An 18,141-nucleotide genomic window follows, 5' to 3' on the forward strand; every position below is an offset into this window, starting at 1 on the left:
ATGCTAGCCAAACTGTGAGGGAGCAGTAAGAGGACACATTTTGGAAGGAAGTTGAGAGGAATTGTTTTTGATCACCTCCTCGATTCATATGATACAAAAATAAAAAAATGATGTAAAATTTCGATTTTTCAATTTTCAAGCCGATTTTTTTGTTTTTTTGCCGTTTTTCGGTCATTTTTGACAAAAAAAGCGCCCGAAAATTCAATTTTCACTTTTTCTTTTCTTTTTTTGTTACGTTTCGCCCATATGGTATAATAAAAGCAACTATTGTTGCGAGGTGGATGTGGTGAAAACTTTTAAGCTCGTTGCTCTCACGCTATTGCATGAGCAAAAACAAGACATTCCGCTCATTGATGGTTTAATGATTAATAAAGAAGATGAACATCAACGTTGGCTCATCGAGGCGTATGTCGAGCAAACATATCGTGAGCTGTTCACATCGTTAAAAGAGAGTGAGGCAACGTTTGATGCACTTGTGACCATTTCGCGCAAAACGAATGATCCTGCTCATGTGCGTGCAACCGTTCGCTCCGTGACGATGATGGGAGAACGAATGAGCGTATTAATGGATGCAACACTCGTTCAGCGCTCGAATTTAGCGGAAGTGGTGCTAGAAGATTTAGTTCAGCGCGGGCTACATGGCGAAAAGCTCCTGCAACAATTTAAACAACAAATGCATACAAAAAGAGGCTAACTGTTCTAGCCTCTTTTTTGTTTGGCAACCACGACGTATCGGTTTGGGGCATCGCCTACCCAGCGAAACGGATAACATGTAATTAACGTTAGCGTCGGGTGCGCTTTTGGGGTGAGCACTGTTTTGTCATCTGGCTTGACGATGCGAATATGTTGAACGACATACGTCCACGTTCGATTATTCGTTCGAATAACTAGTTCATCCCCTAATCGCATGTCCTCGAGCTGACGAAATACTGTATCACGATGCCCTGCCAAAATCATATGATTGCCTTCACCAGGAAGCGCACTTCGTTCATCGTATGCGACACCTCTATGTAACTGTTGCATACCTTTGTAAATAGGGACGGATATGTTTAGTTTCGGAATAAACAACACTCCGATGGCATCATCTTGTTGAACAACAGGGGCGTTGCTTTGTTGAACCGCTTCATATGCTTTATGCCACCCCATAGCGTTTGCCCAAATGAAAGAAGCGCTAAATAAAAATAACGCTATTGCAACGGCTCGCATCGTTTTCCCTTCTTCCATAACACAAAGCTTGCAAAAAGTAAAACGACACCAATCAATATGTTTGTTCCGTATGAAGAAGCGGTTTTTGGCATGCGCGCAATAAGTAAGCCGCTTTCTAAATCAAGTGCCATCATGCCAATGTGGGCGAGCTGTTCGCTCGCATCAATGAGCGCACTTGATCCGATTCGCTCGTACGGAATATATAAATCAGCCACCAATGTTCCGTCGTCATCGTACCATTCCATTACAACAGGCGCGTTGACCGTTTGAAATTGCTCAAACGAAATGGGTTTTCGTCCTTGTTCGTTTACTTCATACACTTTTGCTTGAAGGCGGTAAAGCGAAAGCCATTCGTTCCAAAGACGTTGTAGCGCTTCTTGTTCTTGCGTTGTTAACGGTGTAGCTGGATCACGCAATACGAGCATTTGCATTTGTTCATCGAGATGCTCAAGCGTTTGTTTCGCAGACGGAGGCGTCCGCTCCACTAATCGATGAATTTCATCTTCGGTTAGCCCAATCGTTGCTAAAATGTCTGTCATTGCTTGTATCGCATCGTAACGATCACGATAAAACGATAAGGCATATGCTAAATCTTCGATGAACGTATATTGTTGGAGCTGTTCACCAAAATGTCCGAGAAGCGCTTCCGCTTCTTCTTTCGTCATATCGTACCGTAACAACAACGCATCGAGACGTTCAGGCGTGATCGGGGTACCGAGCTGCTTTTTTAACGCGTCAAGCGATGAAAAATCGTGAATCGTCATATTCCATTTCGCTAAATAACGCGTTAAATCGTCCATCGTCCAACCGATATCTTGTACATATTGTCGCAATGCTTCTTCAGAAATAGATGCTTGCACAGGTGTCGCACATAACAAACAAATCAATAACCATAGCACGCGCATGTATTTTCCTCCCTTATGTGTGCTATGGTTATTTTGTTCGATTATTCCATTTTTATACGATTAGAAATACACTTCGTATAAGGCGCGCACCGCTTTTTCAACCGCATCCGCTTTGACGCCAAACATCATGCTCACTTCCGATGAACCTTGGTTAATCATTTCGATGTTGACGTTCGCGCGGGCGAAAGCAGCTGTTGCTTTTGCGGCAATACCGACGCTACGCTCCATCCCTTCTCCAACGACCATAATAAGCGCTAAATCGCGTTCAATCGATACTTCATCGACACGCAATTCTTTCACAATGCGGTTCAATACGCGACGTTCCACATCACCAGCTAATTGTTCTTCACGTAAAATGACAGACATGTTATCAATGCCTGATGGCGTATGTTCGTATGAAATGCCTTCATCTTCTAAAATTTGTAGTAGACGACGTCCAAATCCGATTTCGCGGTTCATTAAATATTTGCTGACGTTAATGCTACAAAAGCCTGTATCGCTTGCAATGCCTGCGACCGGACGCTCGCGATGGTCTCTCGTTGCGACGATCATCGTTCCTTTCGCTTCAGGGTTGTTCGTATTTTTCACGCATACTGGAATACCGCGACGATACACAGGTTCAAGCGCTTCATCGTGAAAGACAGAGAAGCCCGCATACGACAATTCGCGCATTTCACGATACGTCAATTCTTTTAATTGGCATGGATGCTCAACGATTGATGGGTTGACGCAGTAAATAGAATCGACATCGGTAAAGTTTTCATATAGCTCTGCTCCAACGCCTGCGGCAACGATTGAACCCGTAATATCCGAACCGCCGCGCGGAAATGTGACGATATGCCCTGAACGAGAATAGCCGAAAAAGCCTGGAATGACTAAAATGCCACTTCTTTCTTTTAATTTTGCAAGTTGTTCATATGATTCAGGCAAAATTTGTGCGTTGCCCGGCTCATCTGTCACGAAAATGCCAGCATCTTTCGGATTGACATAATGCGCTTCATAACCGAGCTGACGAAGATAGTGAGCCATCAGTTTAGCATTGTTATCTTCGCCGCTTGCTTTTAATGCATCAAGTAAACGTTCAGGCTGATCGTGATACGTATCAATCATTTGTTGTAAGCTTGCCGAAATGACATCTAAAATATCGCGCGACAAATGTAAATCGGTCACAATTTCGTCATAGCGCGCGACCACTTGAGCAAGCACCCCTTCATATAAGTCATCTTCAATGACTTTTTTCGCTAATGTAATTAATAAATCTGTCATTTTTGTATCGTCTTTATATCGTTTCCCCGGCGCAGAGACGACGACAAATTTGCGCTCTTCATCCGATGTGATGATGTTAGCTACTTTTTGAAATTGCTGTGCATTGGCGACAGAACTTCCCCCGAATTTTGCTACTTTCATATGCCATAACCCTTTCTTTCTATTTTTATTTCATTATCATAGCACATCTTCAGTTGTTTTTGTCAGAAAAATTTTTCAATTGTCGTATCCCTTCTTTACAAACTCCATACGGTAACCACGAACACCCTGCGCAAAGTACATCTAAGTCATCCGGTTCAACCGCTTGCTTCGTTCGTTCAATTAACTCGGATTTCATATATACTCGGTTTTCTTCGAGTTGTAAATGTTTCAGTACACGGTGATCCATCGCTAACACGTGATCATTTGATTCCTTATCTGCTTCGCAGCGGTCTACTCCATGATGTGGGCACGCATAACATGCTTCATCGAGGGCAGCAATGACGCGAATCGGACCATCAGTATCATCATCGCGCATAAATGCAACGATTTCTGTCATCTTTTCCACAAACGATTCGCTATACCCCATCCCTTGAAATCCGTGCACACATAATAAATGATGTCCTCGCAACGTCCGCATAATCGTCCTCTTTTCTTTCTCATTCTCGAAATATTATACACTATTTTTCATAGTTATTCATCATTCTTTGTTGCAATGTGAAAATAAGCATCGCGGTTTTATACATTTTTCCTTCCAACGTTCCTTTTTGTATATCGATAATGAGTTCTTGTTTATTTTTTAAAATGACTTTCGTTTTCTTTTTTTCATACGGTTGTATCGTCTTGATGTGGGATTGTGCAATCCATATGCATCGATCGCTGTCAGGAGAACATGTTGGAAAGAAATAAAGCCGAAGCGCTTCACAAACGGAGACGGGAACCATTTGCCGAACGCCGAGAATATGTTTTGCTGCATGTACTTTTCCTTCATATGTACTTCCGTAGTAACGGCAACTTTGTTGCATAATTTCTTTTGGCGATCGCTCGACGTTGTACGTATTGTACAATTCGTAAACAATCGTGCCAAGCCGACCGTATTCATCGTATTTTGGCACAAGGGCAGCGGTTTCCTCCATAATGATATACTCTTCCATCCGTTCCATCCAAACTCCCCCTCACAAATATATGTTCGCCTTTATTATAATGAATTTTCATAATTTTAACAACAAAAAATCTCGGATCACTCCGAGATTAAACGGTGAATTGCTTCCCTTTTTCCGCTAAATGTTGCGCTTTGTCACTTAACGTTTGCACATTTGCGGCAATTTCTTGAACGGCAGACAGCAATTGTTCATGTGCTGCTGCGGCCGTTTGCGTTTGTCTTTCCGCTTCTTGTGCGATCGTTTCTGTCTCTTTCATCGTCAAAGCAAGCTCGTCAAATGCGCTCGTCATGACCGCAATTTTTTGAGCGACATCGTCCATTTGAACCATCACTTCGTTTGTCGTTTGCTGAATGCGGTCGAATGTCTTATCTGCTTCACGCGCCAACGTCATACTTTTTTCCGATTCATGACGCACTTGTTGCATCACTTCAAAGGATTGCGACGTATCTGTTTGTACTTCTTGCAATAGTTCGCGTATTTGTTTTGCTGATAAAGACGATTGTTCCGCTAGCTTCCGCACTTCATCTGCCACGACCGCAAATCCGCGACCGTGCTCGCCTGCCCGCGCCGCTTCAATGGCGGCATTTAACGCTAATAAATTCGTTTGTTCAGAAATATTTGTAATCATTGTCGCCATGTGGGCAATATCGGCAGAGCGTTGATGCAATGCTTGAATCCATTCGCTTGATTGTGTAATAAAATCGTTCATCGTCTTCATTTGTTCGATCATTTTATCGATCGCTATCGTTCCTTTTTCCGCTTCATTTGTCATCGCTCGCGCCGCCTCTGCCGCCTGTTGTGAACGAGATAAAATGTAGTTTGTATCATCGACAAGCGTATGAACAGCTTCGACGTTTTGTTGCGCCCACATGCGCTGTTTGCTTGATCCCGCTGCCACTTCTTCCATCGTCGCTCCGACTTGTTCCATCGCATGCGCTGCTTCTTCTGTAATGGCAGTTAATTCGTGAGCGGATGCAGATACGTCGTTCGTCAATTGTTGGTTAGCGCCGATCATGGAACGGAATGAAGCAATAAGCGATTGAAATGACTGAGCAATTCGAGCAAATTCATCGCTTGATGTGACGGACAATTGCACCGTTAAATCCCCGCTTGCTGCTTGCATGCTCGCTTGTTCAATTGTTGCAATTTGTTCACGCACCGCCATATAAAAAGCGATAAATAAGTAAATGACAACTGCTACGGCAAATGCCCCTACGCCAATCGTCACCCATTTTTCAAACATAACCGCCTGATATTCCCTCTGTAAATGTGTTTGGAACGCATCTAGTGAAAAGCGGGCAAGCTCATGTAATTTTTCAAACGCGTCGTTCGTTTTCTCATATAACTCAACCGACGTTAACGAAATTTGATTCGTTTGTAAAAATTCGCGTTGAAGTAAGCTTGTCATGCTTAATAAATCTGTTGAGATGATGTCGTTATATTGTTGTACTTTTTTGCGCATCTTTTCATCGTCAGCAAAAAGCGGAGCGGTTGCCCGGCTGATCGTTTGCATCGCCGTTTCTAATACGTTTATCCAATATGTCATTTTTGAACGTTCAATTTCATACAATTCGCCTTTTAATGTCAACTCCGCCGCAAACGATTGCGCTCCTCCGATCGTTTCAGTAAGCAATGGAATTTGTTCTACAATTAAACGAGCTAAATAATGATTGTTCATATCGTTATCAAGCGAAACGTTCGAGCGATCAGCAATGTGAAGCAACATTTTTTGCAAGTCGTAAATGAGCGCATTATGACGTTTCGTTGCTTCAGATACGGTAAAAGTTTTCCAATTTTCTTGTATATCGTTCATTTGTTGCAAAAGTTGTTTCCATTGTTCTTCTTCAATAAATGAAGCTTGTTGTTGCTTATGTACCATTTGCATCGCTTCGATTGATTTTTTCATCATCTTTTGCGCATCAGCGACGTTCGCTTCATTTCCATGACCAAGAAGGGCAGTCGTTGTATATTCCCGATGTTTTTGTATGCCGTACATCGCATCAATTATCGGAGCGATATATGCGATACCTTGTTGTTCTTTTTCAATAAACGTTTCTTTATGTATTAACAGTCGAAGGTATAGCACGCTGACTGCAAACAACGTAAACATAAAAATCGTTGCTAACAACACGAACTTTTTACTAAAAGGCAACCGATTCAATAGCTTTTTTCCGAACGTAAACATCGCGCCATCCACGCTCCTTACGAAAACAATATGTATATATTGTTTTCTATTTTATCAGACGATTCATAAAAATTATATAAAAAAAATAAAAATTAGGCCATTAGACCTAATTTTTATTTCGAAACAATGCGAGTGCTTCTTTGGCAGTTTGTTGGGCAGTTTGTTGGAGCGGTACGACAGCACGAATCATGATTTCTTTTTGTTCTTCATGTTGCGTCATGCATTGCTGGATATATGAAAATAGCGCTTCTCCATCCCAATCGTCATCTTCGACATGCGCAAATACAGACTGATTTGCTTGATTGGCAAACGCATCAATTTTCGGATCGTATGATAGCGCAATAAACGGTGTACGACCGACCGCTGCGAAAATTAACGCGTGCAAGCGCATGCCGACAAGCAAGTGGGCACTTGCAATCATCGCCATTTTTTCTTGTATGCTTGCATCATAAGGGGCGACGATCGCATGCTCTTTCATCATGGCTAACACGCGGCCGGACATTTCATCATCGTGACGCCCGTGCATCGGAATAAATACGACATCAAAGCCTGCCTGTACCGAGCGATCAAGTGCAACGGCTATTTTTCTTTCAAAATCACGACCGCGCGCCCACTCGCGCACCGAAACAGCGATAACAGGACGTGTAAACGATTGTTCTTTCCACCATGTTGTTGGGGATGTCGGTGGCTTCAGTCCCATGACTGGATCAGGGACGACCGTAATCGGCTGTTTTACACCTAGCGTTTTTAATAACTCGGCAGATGGCTCATCCCGCACCGTTAGGCGATCGACTTGATTGAGCGTCCATTTCATGAGCCATTGATTTTGTTTTTTATTTACGGGACCCATCCCTTGTGCATAAACAATAACAGGCTTCCCTAGCCATTTGGCGATTTGCATAATGCCTGTATAGTACGGAATGCTGCGCCATCCCGTTTGGTCTTGAAGTAAACTTCCACCGCCACTAATTAAACCGTCACTATGACGAAGAGCTTGAACGATATCGCCAATGCGCCAACGGTTCACCGCATGAACGCCATACGTTTTTTCTGTAAAGGCAGGATCATTAGAAAGCACCGTCACTTGCACATTTGGATCGTGCGTGCGAAGCGCTTGAATAATCGCATATAAAATCGCTTCATCGCCAACGTTATGAAAACCGTAATATCCCGAAATAACAATGTTCATCGTATCACCTTTTTCCATACCCACTCATATACGTAAATAAGCACGATACCGATCAATAACCCAAGTCCAAGACTATACATCGTGCGAATGAATGAAATAAAAAGTGGGATATGCAAATGTGTAAATGTATTGATAATAGATAGCCATCCGATCGTTCCAACGATAAGGAGAATAGCCCCCAGCTTTTTTTGCTTATTTATGACAAATAACGCAAGCAAGTACGCTGGAAAACCAAGCAAAAACTCTTTCGTGCGCGGACGTACGTACAACCATTCTTCAAGTTTTTGTCTCGCAGCTAGCTCAAACGCACTTGCGGTTCCCGTATTACCAGAGCGCAAGACATAGTACGCAAGCAAAGCGAGGATAAACATGCTAAGCACAACGTGTCCAATCGTAATCGGCTGCTTCCATAGCCGTTTTATAAACGGGAGGAGCGGCTCTTGAATGAGCGAAGGTAAAACGAGCACAACCATCGCTACAAGCGGAACGACATAGACGAGTTTGACACCACGAAACCCTTCACCGACATAAGCCATATACTCATTCCCATACAACATCGTGACAATCCAACTGATTCCAACAAACGAAATAGCGATGGCGCGACCGTATGCCATAAACGTTCCGCGCCAGCCTTCTCGGACGGAAGAAGGTTTTGCGGCATAAATCGGCGTGACAATCGCTACAAACAGCGCTAGCGCTTTTAGCGCTAAATCAATCGCTAATACCGTGCCAGAGAGTCCAAGAACGAATGCGCCTCCTGCGGCAACAAATGCGAGCAGCGGTGAAACGAGCGAACGGATAGCGAGAAAAATAAAAGCTGTCACCCCAACAATAAAGCCAATGGTCGCGATAGGTGAACGTTCAATCGGCACAAACGGTTCACTTTTTCCAAGCGTATAATGGCTTGGCATATGTTGAACAATTTGTTTCATAACAGCGGCCGTTTTTTCAATGTTTTGTACTGTCTCTGTGGATGTATACGGACGAATAAATAACGCGCGAATGTTTCGTTCTTTGATCGCACGAACAGCGACATCCACCGCTTCGTCTTGTTTTCGTTGCTCTAAATTCAAGCTATGTAAACGAACGACGTCCACATCCATCGCTTGCGCCAATGTCGTCAATCCTTTTGCTTCATAAAACTCAGTTGACAATAAAGCATATCCTGCTTCCTTCCATCTTTTCCCCCATTTTGCGACATCCGCTGGATACCCAGCCACTTCTTCCCCTGTCGGGAGCAGTTTAAATATATGTTCATTTTTTAACGTTTCGATTTGTTGAAGTACGCGCACGCTCGCCTCGTTCATATCACGAGCATCTGGAATACGGAGCACGACCATCAAGCCTTGTTCAATGAGATGAGCCATTTTTATTTCATCATATCCAAGTGGAACGCGTTCAATTTTTTTCGCATTTCCTTCAATTATGTAATACGTTTTTCCATTTACTTGTACGGCCTTGACATCGTCACCAAACGTTGCTTGTAGCGATGAAATGATCGGTATATCATCAAGTGGATAAACGACAAGCCCGCGCGATGGAATATGATCGACTGTTTCATTCAATAGGACGAGTGCATGTTTAAATTCATCCATCTTTAATAACAGGACATGACCTGATTTTTCAAGTGAATCGAGCGTTTCTGCTTCCACGCTAACTGTTGTCAAACCTGCCTCTTTCAGTTGCTTCCATACATCTTCTTCGTTTTCTTCTTGCAGCCATTTCTCAATTTCATCGTATGGCATGATCATTTCATACGTTCGATTGTTCCACTCTGCTTCATGCCGTTTACTCAGTGCAGGGGCGATCAACATAAGCGAAATGGCGATGATGAGCAACAACCATTTTTTCACACGTTTCATCCTTTCTTTTTTTGATTCAACCATTGGCGAAGCTCTTGAAGCGTCACCCCGCCGAGCGCGAGTACGACTCCAAAATAAAACAAACCGCCTCCGATCGTTGCTATAGCTGCATAAACAAGAGAAGCCATTCTTCCCCACGTCGGAGAAATGAAAAATAAGCTTGCGCCCATTAGTAAAGAGGCAAAGAAGTACACGATAATTTTTCGATTCCAAAAGACGAGCGACATGCGACGGCGAATGGCAACATGATTCATCCACGTAATGAACGCGTACGTAACAAACGTCGAAATACCAGCACCAATTAAGCCGTACCATGAAATAAACAAGATGTTTGTTCCCCATTTTACGAAACAGCCAATCAAAATGATCGTTGCAGCGCGTTTCGACTCGCCAATGCCTTGTAAAATTCCTGTGCCAAGCAACGCAAGTGACGTAAATGCCGAACTTGCCAACACGACTGCCATTGTCGCGCTTCCTTCGTTATTTGTAAATAAAGCGATGTTTAAAGGGACAGTCAACCCAGCTAAGCCGGCTGCAATAGGCCATGATAAAAAATGTGATAGGTCAAACGATTTTTGAACTGTTTGCTGCGCTAAACTCACTTCCCCTTTTGCCATTTGTTTACTTAACAAAGGAATAAGCGGAAGGACGAGCGAAGATGAAAATACCGTCGCTATTTGCACAAGTGCAGTACCGCGACTATATAGTCCAAATAAGTAGCTCGTTTCGCTCGCTTCTGTCCCATGCCAACGAAGAGCGAGTGGAACGGAGAGGGAATCAACTAAATTTAAAAATGGCATCGCAAGCGCACCAAACGCAATCGGGATAGATAATTTTAAAATCGTTTTGCTTGTCTGCACCCATTGCACGCGCGAAAGCCTTACGCGTTTCGGACGGTAAGGAGAACGCGCATACAACGCACGTAAATATATGAGACTGGCGAGCGCGCCAAGCGGCGAGCCGACCATAATCCCTCCTGCGATGACATCATCGGCATACGAAGCTTTGACCATATAAAAAGCGACAAGTAAAATAAAAGCGACGCGCACAAATTGCTCGAGCACTTGTGATGCGGCAGTCGGCTTCATATCTTCAAGCCCTTGAAAAAAACCGCGATATACGGCCATATATGGCGAGATGAGCAACGTTGTCGCTACGACGATAATCGCAAATTGCGCTTCCGTACCGCCAAGTGCTTTTGCAATCCATGACGAACCACCTGCAAGGAGTGAAAAACTGAGCACCCCGAAACTAAACGCCAATATGCTTGCGGTTTGCACGAGGCGCGCCACTTCATCTTCTTTTTGTTTGGCGCGCGCTTCGGAAATTAACTTCGATACGGCAATCGGAATACCGGCAACGGATAAAATTAGAGCGACCATATAGAGCGGATAAACGAGACTAAAAATGCCGAGCACTTTATCTCCTGCAATATTTTGCAGCGGAATGCGGAAAATGCTCCCAAGCACTTTCGAAATGATCGTGCCGATTGTTAAAATCATCGTTCCTCTTACGAATGACCGATTCATTTTCCGACAACCTTTTGCTTTAAAATGGTCCACGCAAAGCGCGGCAATGCCAACATCCGTTTTGCTCGCGTCGGTTGCTTTACTAAGCGATACAACCACTCGAGATTTAGACGAATCCATAGTTCAGGCGCTCGCTTAACCACTCCAGCAAGCACATCAAAGCTTCCCCCAACACCCATCCAGACGCCGCGTCCGACTGTATGCATATGTTCAGCGATCCATTGTTCTTGTTTTCCCATACCGAGCGCGACAAAAACAAAGTCGGGCTCTGCTCGCTTTACTTCCTCTACAATCGTTTTATCGTTCCAATCAAAGTAGCCGTTGCGCACTCCGACTAAACGAACGTTTGGATAGTGATAACGAATATGTTGTGCGGCAGCTTGTACAACTTCTTCTTTCGCGCCAATCATATATACGCGATATTGATGCTCGTCAGCAAGTTGTAAACAACGGCATAATACATCGTAACCAGCGACACGCTCTGGAAGTGGCGTTCCGAGCCATTCAGCCGCCTTGACGACTCCAATGCCATCGGCAACGACATAATCAGCTTGTTGGATCGTTGCCATATATGTAGGCTCTTCATTTGCTTTCATGACAATTTCAGGATTAGCTGTCACAATAAAACACGGTTTTTGTTGTTTGACGTGCGCATGAATGACAGAAACAACCTCATCCATCGTCGCACGTACAAACGGAACCCCAAGTATGTGAACCGTTTGAAACGACATACAAAACGCTCCTTTAATTCGATTGTTCGACAACATTATTAATCATATCACATGAATATAACAATTGACTATTTCTTCTTGATCATAACATTGGTAAACTAATGGTATACATATACATAAAAGAAAGGATTGTATTCGCGATGGAACAATGGACAAACGACACGGTCAATCGAGCTGTAATGGCGCTCGTTCAACAATTAACAAAAGATTGGACGAAAACAAAAGTACATTCGGAAATATTAGAAATTTTTATGAACATACGCTTAGAAACGAAAACGGAGGAAGAGTATATTTCATTACTACTAACGAACGTCGCTTTTGCGACAGAGTCAAGCTTTGCGCTAAATAAAATATTTGAACTCATTTTGCTTAACAAGCAATTTCCACCTGCCGAAGCGGTGCAAGCATGGTTAACAGATGCACACCAAAAAATTCAAGAACAATTGCCAACGTTGCGTGAATTGTATCGCAAACATTTCGGTGATGAAGAAAATATAAAACGAAAGCTAGAACTAAGCTATTGCCCTGTATTGTTGAGCAATCGAATCAAAACAGACTTCATTTTCGCTTTCATTCACGAACAAAATCAGCCGATGATGAAAGACTTTTTTGACGCAGATCCAAAAGCGGTGCTTGAAGCGCTTCATCATATAAGCGGATTTTTCTCCAGTATGATCTTAGAAGGCATCGAACTCATATAAAAAGGGAGCTAGCAGCTCCCTTTTTATTGTACTTTATTCATTAATTTGGCAGATGCTAAAAATTCCGCCAACGCCTTTGCGATTTCTGCACGCGTCATGTAGCCACCTGGCACAAAACGATTATTCTCCCGTCCTGTGAAAATACCAGCTTGGTACACTTTTTCAACGCCATCTTTCGCCCATGCTTGAATTTGGGCAGCATCTTTAAAATCTGTCACTTTTTTCGCTGTATTTAACTGTGTTTGATCATAATTCAAGAATGAAAGCTCTAGTGCTCTCTTGAACATGACTGCCGCTTCTGCACGGGTAACTGGTGCATTTGGTGCAAATAGACCGTTTCCTTTTCCTTGAACAATGCCATATTTCACTGCAGCAGCAAGCTCGCCATTTTCGTTAAACCATTCTGTTCCTTTGACATCTTTGAACCGTTTATCATACGATTCACTTGGCAAACCGAGGGCACGAACAAGTAGAACAGCAAATTGCGCACGTGTCATATTTTCTTTCGGCGCAAAGGTTTGTTCCGTTTTCCCTTTAATAATGTATTTCGATGCAAGTGCCTCAATATATGCTTCCGCCCATGTTTTTCCACCATCTACATCCGCGAATGTTTTATTATTTTCAACAACGACATACGTGGAGTTTGTTAATGATTTTACCGTTGCTTGATCGCCGTTAAATACGGTTGGTACAGATACAAGCTTGCCGTTTGCATCAACCCGTACCGCGACCGAACGATGCGGAATAAACACTTTCGAACCTTTTAATTCACGTTCCACATATTGTGTAAACCGTGTAATTGCCTCGCTCTTTCCGTTCGCTGTAGCAACGATGTGAAACTCCACCGCATCCGATACCGCAGATATTCCTTGAGGTGGATTTACTTTTGTGATTTCAATTGCAATTTTAACGTTGTCTATGCTTGAACCTAATTTTTGTGCAACTTGCGCAAGTTTCGCTTGGATTTCTGCCACTGGCAACTTATATGACGCCCGATCTGTTTGAACATTCACTACCGCCTTTGCTTCTTTCGCAGCTACATCCGCAAATAACTTGGCCGGCACTTCTGCTTTCGCAACTTCATTCGCTCCAAGCGTACCAACGCCTAACACAATTTCTTTATTTTGTGCTGAAACAAGATGAACGATATCCGCAATTTTCTCTACTTTTACTTCTGTTACTTTTTCTTTTTGACCTTTGGCATTTGTTTGTTCTTTTGTCGTTGCCGCATCTTGGCCAATGTTAATTGTTCCCGAGTCAACATTAGTCATAAACGGAAGTGTTTTATACGGATTGCCCGAAGCGATAAATGCCTCTACTAGTCCCGTCTTAATCTTTGATCGCTGAGAAGGGGTAAGTTTTGTACTCAAATGCCCTTCTAAACGTTGCTTCGAGATAAACAAATCTTCTAAATTTACTCCAATTCCGTTTCTTAGTGCCTGGCTAACTAAAGATAACGAAGGATATTTTCGATCAACCTCTTCACGAATCATACGAATGAAAGAGTAATACTCATTCATATTACCTGATAAAGCAACTTGCAACCCGCGATCCATATGATTCCAAAGTTCATTTTCCATTGCACCTATGTACATAAACAACTTGTCAGTAGTTATATCAGAACCAAAAATCAAAGAGAATTCTGTTGCATACGCATTTTTAAAATGATTTATACCAGCCTCTAAATCCTCTCCACTGCTACTAAATAAAATATTGGCTAAATCGCTAAACATTCGAGTAGCCGTACCAGAGGATGTTTTTTGATCAATTCTTAATTTAATATCTCCTAAAATATCTGTCCATTGTTCCTCACTTAATTCATTTAAACCAGATTTTGCTATCGTGTAAGCATCTTTAGTCCCATCATCTAAATGATTATAAATAGAAATTAGCCGATATATAAATATGTCTTGATTTTCAACAGCAAATACTTGTTCAGTAGCTGGAAACGATACCAAGATAGGAGAGAACGCTAAACCGCAAGCCATCGAAGAGGCTAAAACTTTATTGTGGAATTTCCAACTTTTCATATTATACACCCCAATCTTTCTATGATGTCTTTCATATATTCGTGACTAATTATAACAAACCCCTACAATTTTTACCTTGCAAAAAATAAAACTGTAATTACTTTTAATGTAAAATTAATTATTGTACGGATCTGTCCCAAAAGTTGTACTTGATTTTTTTATGACATGCTCTGCTTATGTTTCCGATGTAAAAACAGTAAACCAATAATTTTTTGCATGTACTTACTTAAAGAGTACACCTTTTTTTGTCAAGCACTTGTTGTAGTGATGAGTAAATTTTGTTGAAAATTAAATATCTTCCATCTAGTAAATTAACAGTACTACAAATCCATTAAAATCGTGTATCATAAACATAGTAGTGGAACAAGAGAAAGGAGATCATTCAAGTGAAAAAGTGGATCATTATCTCATTTAGCATCGTTGTTTTGCTTCTTGGAGGTGCGGGGGGCTATTATTATTTTCTGACAAATAAAAAAGTAGACTTGAAAAAAGAAGATGAAAAAGTAGCTGAAATTGTCGAAGAAGAGTACGAGATTTTATTGCCTGATGACAATGGATCTACTCAATCAGGAAACGCTCAACAAGCGCTTGAAACAAAACAAAACGATACAAATCAAACGAGTAGCACTCGGACACAACATGGCGAAACAAACGGACAATCATCTTCATCCAATGAAAAAGCAACAAATAATCAAAGTGAATCAAATAAACAAAATAATACAAATGAACAAAATGGAACAAACACACCAAACGAGCCAGTCCAACAAATCACCGTCGCAAGCATTAAAGAAAAATATCGCCCGTCGTTTGAGCATCTGCAACAGCAAGCTAATGCAAAAATTGATGCTCTTGTCGATCACGCGATTGGAGAGTATAAGGAAAGAAAAGCAAACGGACAATCGGTATCATTTAATTACTTTTTCACCAAGTACAACACCGCAGCGCAAGAGCTTGAAGCAAAAACAGATGCAGCATTTAACATCATTTATAGAGCCTTAGAAAACGAACTAAAAAAGAACGGCTTTAGTCCAAATCATGCAAAAGAATTTCGAGAAACATACGAACAACAAAAATCCGCGCAAAGAAATACGTTGCTAAAAAAAGCATTGAATAAACTGTAGAGGGAGCTGCTAGCTCCCTCTACTCCTCTTCATCACAGTCTTCACATACTTCAAATACATCTTCATCATCCCAGTCTTCGTCATCCCAGTCTTCATCGTCCCAATCTTCAAACAGTTCATCTAGTCGCTCGTGAACTTGCCCGGCAATATCTTCAAATACATCGTAAAACATATCAATTCGTTTTGATAATGCACTTGTTGAAATGCCATATTGCTCCGCTAGTTGTTTTTGTGGAATCCATTCATGTAAAATCGCATCGGCCATAATGTAATGGAGCGTTGCCGCATATACTTCGGGCTTTCGAATCGTTGGATTGTTGAGCCGACAATATTCCACCCAAATAAGACGAGCCGTGTCAAGAATGGACAAATCTTTTTTTGGAAAGTTTTTTTCAAATAATGTAAATACTCGTTCTTGTGTCGGCGATAAACTTTCAACATCGAACATCGTTAAGCGTAATGATTTTTGAAACGTTTCTGGATATGTTTCAATCCATTGCTCATATTGTTCACCGCATGCTTTCCAAACATCTTGTATGTATACGTATAACGGATGAGTTAAAACGACAGGGAGAGGAAAAAATGTCCCGAAACAAGCAATATATTGACCATGCGGTACAAAAATTCCCGCTAGCGCTTGTCCTTCCTCTAGTTCGAATCCATCAGGCATATCAAGCAATTTCATATGTTTCGTTTCCCTAGTTAATAAATCCGTTACGACAACATACGAATGGCGCAATTCATCAATGCAAACGAACGTTGGAAACGCTTGGCTCCATGACTGAACGATGCTATATACAGTTGGACGAACATCTTGTTTTCGAATCGTGCGTAAATAATAATCGAAAATGGTCATTCCGTTTTCATCTTTTTTAAAAAACATTGCCCACATGCTAATGAAAAAGCGAAAAACAGATATTTCATCGTCATCCGTTTGTTCAACGATCATATTTTCTTGAACCGTTCGATATAAAAACGATTCATGTTCAAATGCCGCGTAACGAATAAAATCATGCATATGTTGGACAACATCGTGATCGACAAGTTCATGAATGGACACGACATTATTTCCACAACAATGTTTATACTTTTTTCCACTTCCGCAAGGACATAACGCATTTCGTTCTACTTTGCTCATCCTTCTCACCTCAATACTTTTTCTTTCATTGTAACACGCCAAAACTGAAGAATATACATCCTTTGTTTCTTTCATGTTAATCGTGTACAATGAAGAACAAACTATTAATAAAAAAGGAAGAGAGAATCATGATTGGACAAGTTGTTACATGGCAAGTGAAAGAACAAAAACCGTTCGGCTACGTCGTCACAAACGGAAAAGAAAGCGCCTTGCTTCATGAAAGTCAGTGCGAAGGCGAACTACAAATTGGCGAAAAGGTGAGCGTATTTTTATATCACGATCATGAAGGGCGCGTTCGAGCAACGATGAAGCGACCACTGATTACGACATCGTCATACGGTTGGGTCGAAGTTGTGGATGTTGTTCTGCAATTAGGTGTTTTCGTTCATATTGGCATTGAAAAAGACATCTTATTATCAATCGATGACTTACCACCGCTTTCAACACTTTGGCCAAAAAAAGGAGATCAATTGTACTGTTCACTTCAAGTAGATAAACGCGGGCGATTGCTTGCGAAACTTGCAGATGAGGAAACGATCAAACAAATAAGCGTTCCTGCCCCCGCTTCTGCGTTTAATACAAACGTGCGCGGTCGCATTTATCGTTTGATTAAAGCAGGATCTTTTTTAATTACAGACGTTGGCTATGTCGGATTTATTCACGAATCGCAAAGAAGACGAGAACCACGCCTTGGCGAACTTGTCGAGGGGCGCGTCATCGCTGTGAAAGAAGACGGAACGATCAACGTTTCGTTACTTCCGCGAAAACAAGAAAGTTTACAAACAGATGCGGAAACCATTTTCCGCTATCTTGAAAGCCGAGGCGGCGCGATGCCATATAGCGACAAAAGCGACCCTGAAGACATTCAAGCTCGTTTTCATATGAGCAAAGCAGCATTTAAACGCGCGCTTGGACGATTAATGAAAGAAAAGAAAGTGTACCAACAAGACCGTTGGACATATATAAAAGGGAGAGAACATGAATGATTCGTTTTGCGACAATCGGAACGAACTGGATTACGGAGGCGTTTATTCGCGCCGCAAAACAAGTGCCCTCGTTTCATTTACAAGCTGTAGGTTATCAATTTTATTAAAATCATAAAATAACGACAAAGATTTTAATAAAATTGTTTATCA

The 18,141-nt window shown here is 41.9% G+C and carries 15 protein-coding genes and 1 pseudogene; 4 read left to right on the forward strand and 12 right to left on the reverse strand.

From position 1 onward, the window contains the following. Window positions 1-286: 286 nt before the first annotated feature. Entirely contained in the window at window positions 287-694 is a 408-nt protein-coding gene (locus ACYQY7_RS04105) for a YwpF-like family protein (RefSeq protein ID WP_461200853.1), read from the forward strand. Window positions 695-699: 5 nt separating this feature from the next. On the opposite strand, the gene ACYQY7_RS04110 is transcribed toward ACYQY7_RS04105, so the two are convergent. From ACYQY7_RS04110 to ACYQY7_RS04155, 10 genes are all read right to left on the reverse strand, one after another. Beyond that, entirely contained in the window at window positions 700-1,206 is a 507-nt protein-coding gene (locus ACYQY7_RS04110) for a sortase (RefSeq protein ID WP_461200854.1), read from the reverse strand. Then, window positions 1,188-2,111 (reverse strand): processed acidic surface protein, encoded by a 924-nt coding sequence (locus ACYQY7_RS04115; RefSeq protein WP_461200855.1) that lies wholly within the window; start codon window positions 2,109-2,111, stop codon window positions 1,188-1,190. The genes ACYQY7_RS04110 and ACYQY7_RS04115 overlap by 19 nt, the downstream gene beginning before the upstream one ends. Before the next feature lie 60 nt (window positions 2,112-2,171). Then, on the reverse strand, window positions 2,172-3,518 hold the full coding sequence (locus ACYQY7_RS04120; RefSeq protein ID WP_461200856.1) for an aspartate kinase: 1,347 nt from the start codon (window positions 3,516-3,518) through the stop codon (window positions 2,172-2,174). A 49-nt stretch (window positions 3,519-3,567) separates the two neighbouring features. Beyond that, window positions 3,568-3,996 carry a DUF1284 domain-containing protein gene (locus ACYQY7_RS04125; protein ID WP_461200857.1) on the reverse strand — a complete coding sequence of 143 codons (429 nt, stop codon included), beginning with the start codon at window positions 3,994-3,996 and terminating at the stop codon, window positions 3,568-3,570. Between the two features lie 40 nt (window positions 3,997-4,036). Then, on the reverse strand, window positions 4,037-4,519 hold the full coding sequence (locus ACYQY7_RS04130; protein WP_461200858.1) for a competence protein ComK: 483 nt from the start codon (window positions 4,517-4,519) through the stop codon (window positions 4,037-4,039). An 88-nt stretch (window positions 4,520-4,607) separates the two neighbouring features. Continuing rightward, window positions 4,608-6,704: a methyl-accepting chemotaxis protein gene (locus ACYQY7_RS04135; RefSeq protein WP_461200859.1), complete on the reverse strand. Its 2,097-nt coding sequence runs from the start codon at window positions 6,702-6,704 to the stop codon at window positions 4,608-4,610. Window positions 6,705-6,810: 106 nt separating this feature from the next. Beyond that, a complete protein-coding gene (gene csaB, locus ACYQY7_RS04140; RefSeq protein ID WP_461200860.1) occupies window positions 6,811-7,893 on the reverse strand; it encodes a polysaccharide pyruvyl transferase CsaB in 1,083 nt (360 codons plus the stop codon). After that, on the reverse strand, window positions 7,890-9,755 hold the full coding sequence (locus ACYQY7_RS04145; RefSeq protein WP_461200869.1) for a DUF5693 family protein: 1,866 nt from the start codon (window positions 9,753-9,755) through the stop codon (window positions 7,890-7,892). Before ACYQY7_RS04145 ends, csaB begins: the two co-directional genes overlap by 4 nt. Next, window positions 9,752-11,284 carry a putative polysaccharide biosynthesis protein gene (locus ACYQY7_RS04150; protein WP_461200861.1) on the reverse strand — a complete coding sequence of 511 codons (1,533 nt, stop codon included), beginning with the start codon at window positions 11,282-11,284 and terminating at the stop codon, window positions 9,752-9,754. The genes ACYQY7_RS04145 and ACYQY7_RS04150 overlap by 4 nt, the downstream gene beginning before the upstream one ends. Further along, entirely contained in the window at window positions 11,281-12,015 is a 735-nt protein-coding gene (locus ACYQY7_RS04155; RefSeq protein WP_461200862.1) for a WecB/TagA/CpsF family glycosyltransferase, read from the reverse strand. Before ACYQY7_RS04155 ends, ACYQY7_RS04150 begins: the two co-directional genes overlap by 4 nt. Window positions 12,016-12,155: 140 nt before the next feature. Here ACYQY7_RS04155 and ACYQY7_RS04160 point away from each other — a divergent pair, with 140 nt between their 5' ends. Next, on the forward strand, window positions 12,156-12,716 hold the full coding sequence (locus tag ACYQY7_RS04160; protein WP_461200863.1) for a hypothetical protein: 561 nt from the start codon (window positions 12,156-12,158) through the stop codon (window positions 12,714-12,716). Window positions 12,717-12,739: 23 nt separating this feature from the next. Here the strand turns inward: ACYQY7_RS04160 and ACYQY7_RS04165 are convergent, their stop codons facing one another. Next, complete coding sequence (locus ACYQY7_RS04165; RefSeq protein WP_461200864.1) at window positions 12,740-14,746, reverse strand: S-layer homology domain-containing protein; 2,007 nt, start codon at window positions 14,744-14,746, stop codon at window positions 12,740-12,742. A 386-nt stretch (window positions 14,747-15,132) separates the two neighbouring features. On the opposite strand from ACYQY7_RS04165, the gene ACYQY7_RS04170 reads away from it, so the two are divergent. Beyond that, window positions 15,133-15,867: a hypothetical protein gene (locus ACYQY7_RS04170; protein ID WP_461200865.1), complete on the forward strand. Its 735-nt coding sequence runs from the start codon at window positions 15,133-15,135 to the stop codon at window positions 15,865-15,867. A gap of 1,066 nt (window positions 15,868-16,933) precedes the next feature. Here ACYQY7_RS04170 and ACYQY7_RS04175 read toward each other — a convergent pair. After that, a pseudogene (locus ACYQY7_RS04175) lies at window positions 16,934-17,080 on the reverse strand (SEC-C metal-binding domain-containing protein); the annotation flags it as partial. 53 nt (window positions 17,081-17,133) lie between these two features. Between ACYQY7_RS04175 and ACYQY7_RS04180 the strand changes: the two are divergent. After that, on the forward strand, window positions 17,134-17,991 hold the full coding sequence (locus tag ACYQY7_RS04180; protein ID WP_461200866.1) for a CvfB family protein: 858 nt from the start codon (window positions 17,134-17,136) through the stop codon (window positions 17,989-17,991). Window positions 17,992-18,141: the final 150 nt, after the last annotated feature.

Source organism: Anoxybacillus sp. TBDG-1, from assembly GCF_054815885.1.